Below are 7,919 nucleotides of genomic sequence, written 5' to 3' on the forward strand. Positions count from 1 at the left end.
ACGCGCGCCCGAGGAGCCGTCCTGGAAGGCCTCGTTCACCACGTCCCAGGCGTAGATCTTGCCCTTGTAGTGGGTCGCGACCTGGGTCACGTGGTTGAGCATCGCGTTGCGCAGCTGGGTGCCGGACATGTTCTGCATCCAGCCCGGCTGCTGGGAGTGCCACGCCAGCGCGTGCCCGCGGACCCGCTTGTTGTTCTGCAGCGCCCAGTTCAGGATCCGGTCGCCGTTGGCGTAGCTGAACTGGTTCTGCGACGGCTCCGTCGCGTCCATCTTCATCTCGTTCTCGGCCGTGATCATGTCGAACTCACGGTTCGCGATCGTGATGTACGTGGAGTCGTTCATCCGACCCGCCGCGATCGCGGTACCGAAGTACCGGCCGCTCTGCTGCGCTGCCGCTGCCAGGGTGCTGCCCGCGGAGTGCGCGGGCGCCGTCACCACCAGTCCGGCGAGTGCCGTGGCGAGCGTCAGGCCCGCCGCGACCAACGTGCGCCGGCCGTGGCGGGCGCGTCGTGGAGTCGTCCTCATGCGTACCTCTCTCTCAGGGCGCCCGTCGTCGTCGACGGGCGGGTACGGCCGGGCCGGACGCCCCCTCCACCGGTGGATATCGATTTCGACGGGGCGGTCTCGACCGGCGTTCAGTCGCTCACATTCGCATGTCCCGTGTCCGAACCGAAGGGATCGGGGGAGGTCTGAAACGTTTCTCACCGACGACGGGCCGCTCCCGGTGCTGGCGCGGCTCCACCGGCGGCCGGCGTGCACCCGCGCCGAGCGGTCGCGCCCTCACCCGTCCCGGTTGCTCACGTCCGGGCGAAGCCGACCGATGGGCGGTGCGTCAGGCGGGACGGCCGCCGGTCACGGGTGGGAGATAACAGTGGAAGACATGGACGACATCGTCCGTGAGTTCCTGGTCGAGAGTCACGAGAACCTCGACCAGCTGGACCAGGACCTGGTGGCCCTCGAGGAGTCCCCGGGGTCGCGCGAGCTCCTCGGCAGCGTGTTCCGCACGATCCACACGATCAAGGGCACCGCGGGCTTCCTGGCCTACGGCCGGCTCGAGCGCGTGACCCACGCGGGGGAGAACCTCCTCGTGGAGCTGCGCGACGGCAAGCGCTCGATGGACCAGGCGACGACCGACGTGCTCCTGCGCCTCGTCGACGTCGTGCGCGAGATCCTCACCGCGATCGCCGCGGACAGCACCGAGGGCGCGGTCGACATCGACGGCGTGCTCGACGCGGTCGGCCGGCTGCAGGCCGGGCGTGACGGCTCGGACGCGCAGGAGCCCGCTGCCGCGCCGTCGGACACCGCCACGGCCGTCGAGACCGTGGCCGACGCCGCGGCCGGCACCGAGCCCCCCGCCACCGAGGCACCCGCCGACGCACCCGCCGCTGCGCCCGCCGCCGGGAAGCCGGCCGTGCGCGCCGCCGACCCGTCGCGCGTGATCGCCCCCCGCTCCGCGCGCGTCGCAGCCTCCGCCGGAGCCGAGCCGCCCGCAGCGGCCGACGCCCTCGCGCAGCCGGCCCCGGCGCCCGAGCAGCCCGCACCGGCCGCGGCCGCCCCGGCACCCGTCGCCGTCGCCCCCGCGCCGGCCGCGGCAGCCCAGCCCGCCGCCGCGTCCGCCCTCGCGCCGACGTCCGCGAGCTCCGAGACCTCGATCCGCGTCGACGTCGAGCTGCTCGACGCCCTCATGCGCCAGGTCGGCGAGCTCGTGCTCTCGCGCAACCAGATCAGCCGGCTCGCGGGTGACCGCTCCGACGTCGACCTGGTCCGCTCCGCGCAGCGCCTCAACCTCATCGCCGGCGAGCTGCAGGAGGGGGTCATGAAGACCCGCATGCAGCCCATCGACCACGTGTGGTCGAAGATGCCGCGCGTCGTGCGCGACCTCGCCGCCGCGTGCGACCGCGAGGTCCAGCTCGAGATGGTCGGCCGGGACACCGAGCTCGACCGCGGGCTGCTCGAGGCCGTCAAGGACCCGCTCACGCACCTCGTGCGCAACGCGGTCGACCACGGCATCGAGTCGCCGCCGGAGCGCGTCGCCGCGGGCAAGGCGCCACGTGGCCTGCTGACGCTGCGCGCGTACCACGCGGGTGGCCAGGTCGTGGTCGAGGTGGCCGACGACGGCCGCGGGATCGACACCGAGAAGGTCGCCGCGAAGGCCGTCCAGCGCGGTCTGCGCACGCCCGAGCAGGTCATGCTCATGACCCCGCCCGAGCTCATGCAGCTGCTGTTCCTGCCCGGCTTCTCGACGGCCGAGGCCGTGACGAACGTGTCCGGCCGCGGGGTCGGCATGGACGTCGTGCGGACCAAGATCGAGGCGATCGGCGGGACCGTCGACGTCGACTCGACGCTCGGCGAGGGCACGGTCTGGCGCCTGCGGATCCCGCTGACGCTCGCGATCATGCCCGCGCTCACGGTGGTGTGCGGCGGCGACCTGTTCGCCGTCCCGCAGGTCAGCCTGCTCGAGCTCGTGGCCCTCGACGGCCAGCGCGCGGGCGCCGGGATCGAGCGGATCCAGAACGCCGCGGTGTACCGCCTGCGCGGCGAGCTGCTGCCGCTGGTGTCGCTCGCGGACGTGCTCGGCATCCCGGTGGAGCCGGGGTCCTCGACGGTCATCGCGGTCGTCCAGGCCGACCACCAGCGCTTCGGCCTGCTGGTCGACCGGGTCCTGAACACCGAGGAGATCGTCGTCAAGGCGCTCTCGGCGCGGCTCAAGGCGATCGGCATCTACGCGGGCGCCACGGTGCTCGGCGACGGTGCGGTCGCGCTGATCCTCGACGTCCAGGCGATCGCGCGCCGCGCGCTCGTCGCGGAGGGTGAGCAGCACGCACGCGAGCGCCGCGGCGCGACGCAGGAGGTCGCCGAGCGCGTCGTCGAGCAGCTGCTCGTCGCGGGCATCGGCGGCGGCCGCCGGGTGGCGATGCCGCTCGCGTCCGTCGCGCGCCTCGAGCACGTGCGCATCGACCAGGTCGAGCTCGTCGGCGGCCGCGAGGTCATCCAGTACCGCGGGACGATCCTGCCGCTCGCGCGGCTCGACCGGGTGCTCGGGGTCTTCGACAGCGCCCGCAAGGACGAGCTGCTGCTGGTCGTCTACACGCGGGCCGGCCGCAGCGTCGGGCTCGTGGTCGACGAGATCGTCGACATCATCGACGACGACGTCTCGCGCCACAGCGACATCGAGGACGCGGGCCTGACGGGCTCGACGGTCCTGCACGAGCGGGTGACCGAGCTGCTCGACGTCCGGGCCGCGGTCATGGCCGCCGACCCGGCGTTCTACGACGTCGTCGTGCCGCAGCAGCGGCGCGCGTCCGAGCTCGAGACGGCAGGGGTGTGACCGTGCAGTACGTGACCTTCACGCTCGGCGGGAGCCTGTACGGGGTGGACGTCACGCGCGTCCAGGAGGCGCTGCGCTCGCACGTGCGCACGCGCGTCCCGCTGGCCCCGGTCGGCACCGCGGGGCTGGTGAACCTCCGGGGCCAGGTGGTCCTGACGATCGACCTGCGTCCCCGGCTCGGCCTCGCGCCGCTCGCCGACGACGCGGAGCCGATGATGGTCGTCGTCCAGGTGGCCGGGGAGCCGATCAGCCTGCTCGTCGACGAGATCGGCGACGTCGTCGAGGTCGGCCCGGAGCGGTTCGAGCAGCCCCCGGACACGCTCGACGCGGAGCTCCGCGAGCTGATCCTCGGTGCGTACAAGCTCGAGGGCGACCTCCTGCTGGTGCTCGACGTCGACGCGGCCACCGCCACCTGAGCGAGTCCACCCGGACGACCGTTCAACTGGGCGCGTGTCCGGCCGATGTGCACGTCAGGCATGGATGCTGAGACGAGGAGCACGGACGCATGAGCACGACGACTCGGGACCCGCGGGCGCTGCTGCGCCGCGGGGGTGACCTGCTCGCCCGGCGCAGTCCGACTGCCGGCCGCGAGCCCGCCGACGTCGTCCCGGGTGCCGGGCCCGTCCCGGTCGTCCGCTCGCTCGTGCGCGACCGGTCGGTGCGCACCAAGATCCTCACCTCGATCCTGCTGCTCGCTGCGGTCGCCGCCGCCGCGGGCGCCGCCGCGGTCGTGACCATGCAGGGCATCACCGCCCGCACGAGCGAGCTCGCGCACCTCCAGGAGACGCTCGTCGCGAGCCGCGCCGAGGTGCAGCAGGACGTGACGACCGCGCGGCTGATCGTCGCGCAGCTCGCCGCGTTCGAGAAGGACCAGCTCCAGGACGAGTGGCTCGCGCGGCAGAAGGAGAACGACGCCGCGCTGCAGTCCGCGATCGCCGACCTCGACGCCGTGGGCGGCGGGGGCGAGACGTGGGAGAACTTCAAGACCGCGTACGCGCAGTGGATGAAGGTGCGCGACGTCCAGCTCGTGCCGGCCGCGCTGAAGAACGACACCCCGTACTACTCGAGCCTCGTGCAGAACGTGAGCCAGCCGCTGATCGACCGGCTCGAGGCGACGCTCGAGGCGCTCGACGCGGACACGACGGCGTACTTCACGTCGGTCGCGGCGGAGGCCGAGGCGGAGTCGCAGCGCGCGGTCACCGGGCTCGTCGTGACGCTCGGGATCGCGCTCGTCGTCGTCGTCGCGCTCGGCTACCAGACGGCGATGTCGATCCGGTGTGCCGCGCGCGAGGTGCAGGCGTCGCTCGAGGCGATGGCGCGCGGCGACTTCACGGTGCCCGCCCCCGTCCGCAGCCGCGACGAGCTCGGGCGCATGGCGGAGGCGCTCGGCGTCGCCCAGGCCGCGGTCCGGGAGACGCTCGTCGGCGTCGTCGAGATCGCGAGCACCGTCGCGGGCGCGGCCCACGAGCTCGCCGCCGCGAACGCCCAGGTCGCCGCAAGCTCCGAGGAGACGTCCGCGCAGGCCGGCGTCGTCGCGGCCGCGGCCGAGGAGGTCAACCGCAACGTGCACGTCGTCGCGGCGGGCGCCGAGGAGATGGGCGCGTCGATCAGCGAGATCGCGCAGAACGCGAACCAGGCGGCCAAGGTCGCGACCGACGCGACGGGCGTCGCGGAGACGACGACGCGGACCGTGGCGCGGCTCGGCGTCTCGTCGTCGGAGATCGGCGACGTCGTCAAGGTCATCACGAGCATCGCCGCGCAGACCAACCTGCTCGCGCTCAACGCCACGATCGAGGCGGCCCGCGCGGGCGAGGCCGGCAGGGGCTTCGCGGTCGTCGCGGGCGAGGTCAAGGAGCTCGCGCGCGAGACGGCGCTCGCGACCGAGGACATCACGCAGCGCGTCGAGGCCATCCAGGTGGACACCCGCCAGGCGGTCGCGGCCATCGAGGAGATCACCCACATCATCGCCTCCATCAACGACTACCAGCTGACGATCGCCTCCTCCGTGGAGGAGCAGACGGCGACGACGACCGAGATGTCGCGCGGGGTCCAGGAGGCCGCCGCCGGCTCCGGCGAGATCGCCGCCAACGTCACCGGCGTCGCGTCGGCGGCCGAGACCAGCTCGCGCGTGCTCGCGCAGATGAGCGACTCCGTCGTCGAGCTCGCGCGGCTCTCCGAGGAGCTGCGCGGCCGCACCGCCGCCTTCACGTACTGACCGAACCGGGACCGAGGACCATGACGCACCCACACGCACGATCCGCAGCAGGCCGCCGCACGCTCTGGTGCGCCGCCGGCCTGACCACCCTCGCGCTGGCCCTCACCGGCTGCGGCGCGGGCCAGGCGACCGGCGCCGCGGCCGAGGTGCCGCTCGTCGGGGTCGCGATGCCCACGACGACGTCGGACCGCTGGATCGGGGACGGCAAGAACGTCCGGAGCCAGCTCGAGGCGCTCGGCTACGGCGTGTCGCTCGAGTACGCGGAGAACGACGTGCCGACGCAGGTCGAGCAGCTCTCCGCGATGATCGCCGCGGGCGCCGACGCGCTCGTCGTCGGCTCGATCGACGGGGTCGCGCTCAAGGACGTCCTCGCGGACGCCGCCGCGGCCGACATCCCGGTCATCGCGTACGACCGCCTCATCCGCGAGTCGCCCGACGTCGACTACTACGCGACGTTCGACAACCAGCGCGTCGGCGTCCAGCAGGCCACGACGCTGCTGCAGGGCATGGGCGTGGTCGACGAGGCGGGCCGGCCCACGGGCGCCCCCGGGCCGTTCGTCGTCGAGCTCTTCGCGGGCTCGGCCGACGACAACAACGCGACCGTCTTCTACGAGGGTGCGATGTCGGTGCTGCAGCCGTACCTCGACGCGGGGACGCTCGTCGTGCCCTCGGGGCAGACGGACTTCGCGACGATCGAGACGCCCGCGTGGGACCCGAAGAACGCCACGGCGCGCATGCAGGAGCTGCTGCCCGCCTACACCGGCACCGGCGTGACGCTCGACGGCGTGCTGTCGCCCTACGACGGCATCAGCCGCGCGATCCTCGAGTCGCTGCGCGGCATCGGCTACGGCACGGACGCGCAGCCGTTCCCGACCGTGACCGGCCAGGACGCCGAGATCGACTCGGCGCGCTCGATCGTCGCGGGGGAGCAGTACGCGACGGTCTACAAGGACACCCGCCAGCTCGCCGAGGTCGCGGTCGCCATGGTGCACGCGCTGCTCGAGGGCGCCGAGCCCGAGACCAACGACGTCACGTCGTACGACAACGGCGTGAAGGTCGTCCCGTCCTACCTGCTGACCCCGCAGGTCGTGACCCGCGAGAACTACGAGGCCGTCCTGGTGGACGGCGGCTACTACACGGCGCAGGAGCTGAGCTGACGTGGCACGACCGACGACCGACCCGCACGGCACGACCCCCGGGACCGCTCGCTCCCCACGGGCGTCCTGGTTCTGGGACCGCACCGTGGGCACGAAGATCACCGTCGCGATGCTGGTGCTCGTCGGGGTCTTCGGCCTCGTCGGCGGCGCCGGCGGTGTCGCGCTGTGGCGCGCGGGCCAGAACCTCGAGGAGATGTCCGGCCTCACGGGCCAGCTGCAGACCGCGATGGCCGAGCTGCGCACCGCGCAGGCCCGCAGCCACCTGCTCGTCCGGCAGCAGGCCGGCGCCGCGGACGACGTGACGCGCCTGCAGCTCGCCGAGAGCCAGGCGTGGAACGACCGGGACGTCGAGCGGCAGATCGCGGCCGTCGCGGACTTCCCGCAGTCCGAGACCCAGCAGTGGGCGGACTTCCAGGACCGGTGGGCCGCGTGGCTGACCTACCGCGACGCGACGCTCGCCCCGCTCGCGGAGGCGGGCGACGTCGACGGGCTCGAGCAGGCGATCGGCGCGAGCGTCGCCGCCGACCCGATGTGGGCGGGCCGGGCGCTCGCGCTCGCGCAGGGCCAGATCGACTCGCAGGTCGACGCGATCCTGGTCGAGAGCCGCGCGGAGGTCGACCGGACCATCGTGGTGCTCGCGATCGCGTTCGTCCTCGGGTCGCTCGTCGCCGGCTCGCTCGCGGTGGCCGTCGCGCGCCGCACGAGCAAGGCCATCCAGGCCGTGCACCGCTCGCTCGACGCCATGGCGCAGGGCGACCTCACGGTGCGCGCCGACGTGCCCGGCCGCGACGAGACGGGCCGCATGGCCGCGTCGCTGTCGACGGCGCAGGCGTCGCTGCGCGAGACGCTCGGCGGGGTCGTCGAGACCGCGCGGACCGTCGCTGCCGCGGCGCAGGACCTCGCGTCGTCGAACGCGCAGGTCGCGGCGAGCTCGCAGGAGACGTCCGCGCAGGCCGGCGTCGTCGCGGCGGCCGCCGAGGAGGTCAACCGCAACGTGCACGGCGTCGCCGCCGGCGCCGAGCAGATGGGCGCCTCGATCCGCGAGATCGCGCAGAACGCCAACCAGGCCGCCAAGGTCGCCTCGGACGCGACCGGCGTCGCGGCGCACACGACCCAGACCGTCGCCCGGCTCGGCGTCTCGTCGTCGGAGATCGGTGACGTCGTCAAGACCATCACGAGCATCGCGGAGCAGACCAACCTCCTGGCCCTCAACGCCACG

At 73.4% G+C, this 7,919-nt stretch carries 6 protein-coding genes; 5 read left to right on the forward strand and 1 reads right to left on the reverse strand.

Annotated features, from left to right (window positions below):
- The coding region (locus CCE01nite_RS20600) for an endo-1,4-beta-xylanase (RefSeq protein WP_141372951.1) at positions 1-525 on the reverse strand (525 nt) is incomplete at its 3' end.
- 355 nt (positions 526-880) lie between these two features.
- On the opposite strand from CCE01nite_RS20600, the gene CCE01nite_RS20605 reads away from it, so the two are divergent.
- The 5 genes from CCE01nite_RS20605 to CCE01nite_RS20625 all read left to right on the forward strand — a co-directional run.
- Complete coding sequence (locus tag CCE01nite_RS20605; RefSeq protein WP_246056806.1) at positions 881-3,328, forward strand: chemotaxis protein CheA; 2,448 nt, start codon at positions 881-883, stop codon at positions 3,326-3,328.
- 2 nt (positions 3,329-3,330) lie between these two features.
- A complete protein-coding gene (locus tag CCE01nite_RS20610; RefSeq protein ID WP_307722763.1) occupies positions 3,331-3,744 on the forward strand; it encodes a chemotaxis protein CheW in 414 nt (137 codons plus the stop codon).
- An 89-nt stretch (positions 3,745-3,833) separates the two neighbouring features.
- On the forward strand, positions 3,834-5,543 hold the full coding sequence (locus CCE01nite_RS20615; protein WP_084142906.1) for a methyl-accepting chemotaxis protein: 1,710 nt from the start codon (positions 3,834-3,836) through the stop codon (positions 5,541-5,543).
- A gap of 20 nt (positions 5,544-5,563) precedes the next feature.
- Complete coding sequence (gene chvE, locus CCE01nite_RS20620; RefSeq protein ID WP_052104406.1) at positions 5,564-6,700, forward strand: multiple monosaccharide ABC transporter substrate-binding protein; 1,137 nt, start codon at positions 5,564-5,566, stop codon at positions 6,698-6,700.
- Between the two features lies 1 nt (position 6,701).
- A partial coding sequence (locus tag CCE01nite_RS20625; RefSeq protein ID WP_246056809.1) for a methyl-accepting chemotaxis protein occupies positions 6,702-7,919 on the forward strand: 1,218 nt, incomplete at its 3' end.

The sequence above is a fragment of the Cellulomonas cellasea genome, from assembly GCF_006538745.1.
Classification (GTDB): Bacteria; Actinomycetota; Actinomycetes; order Actinomycetales; family Cellulomonadaceae; genus Cellulomonas_A; species Cellulomonas_A cellasea.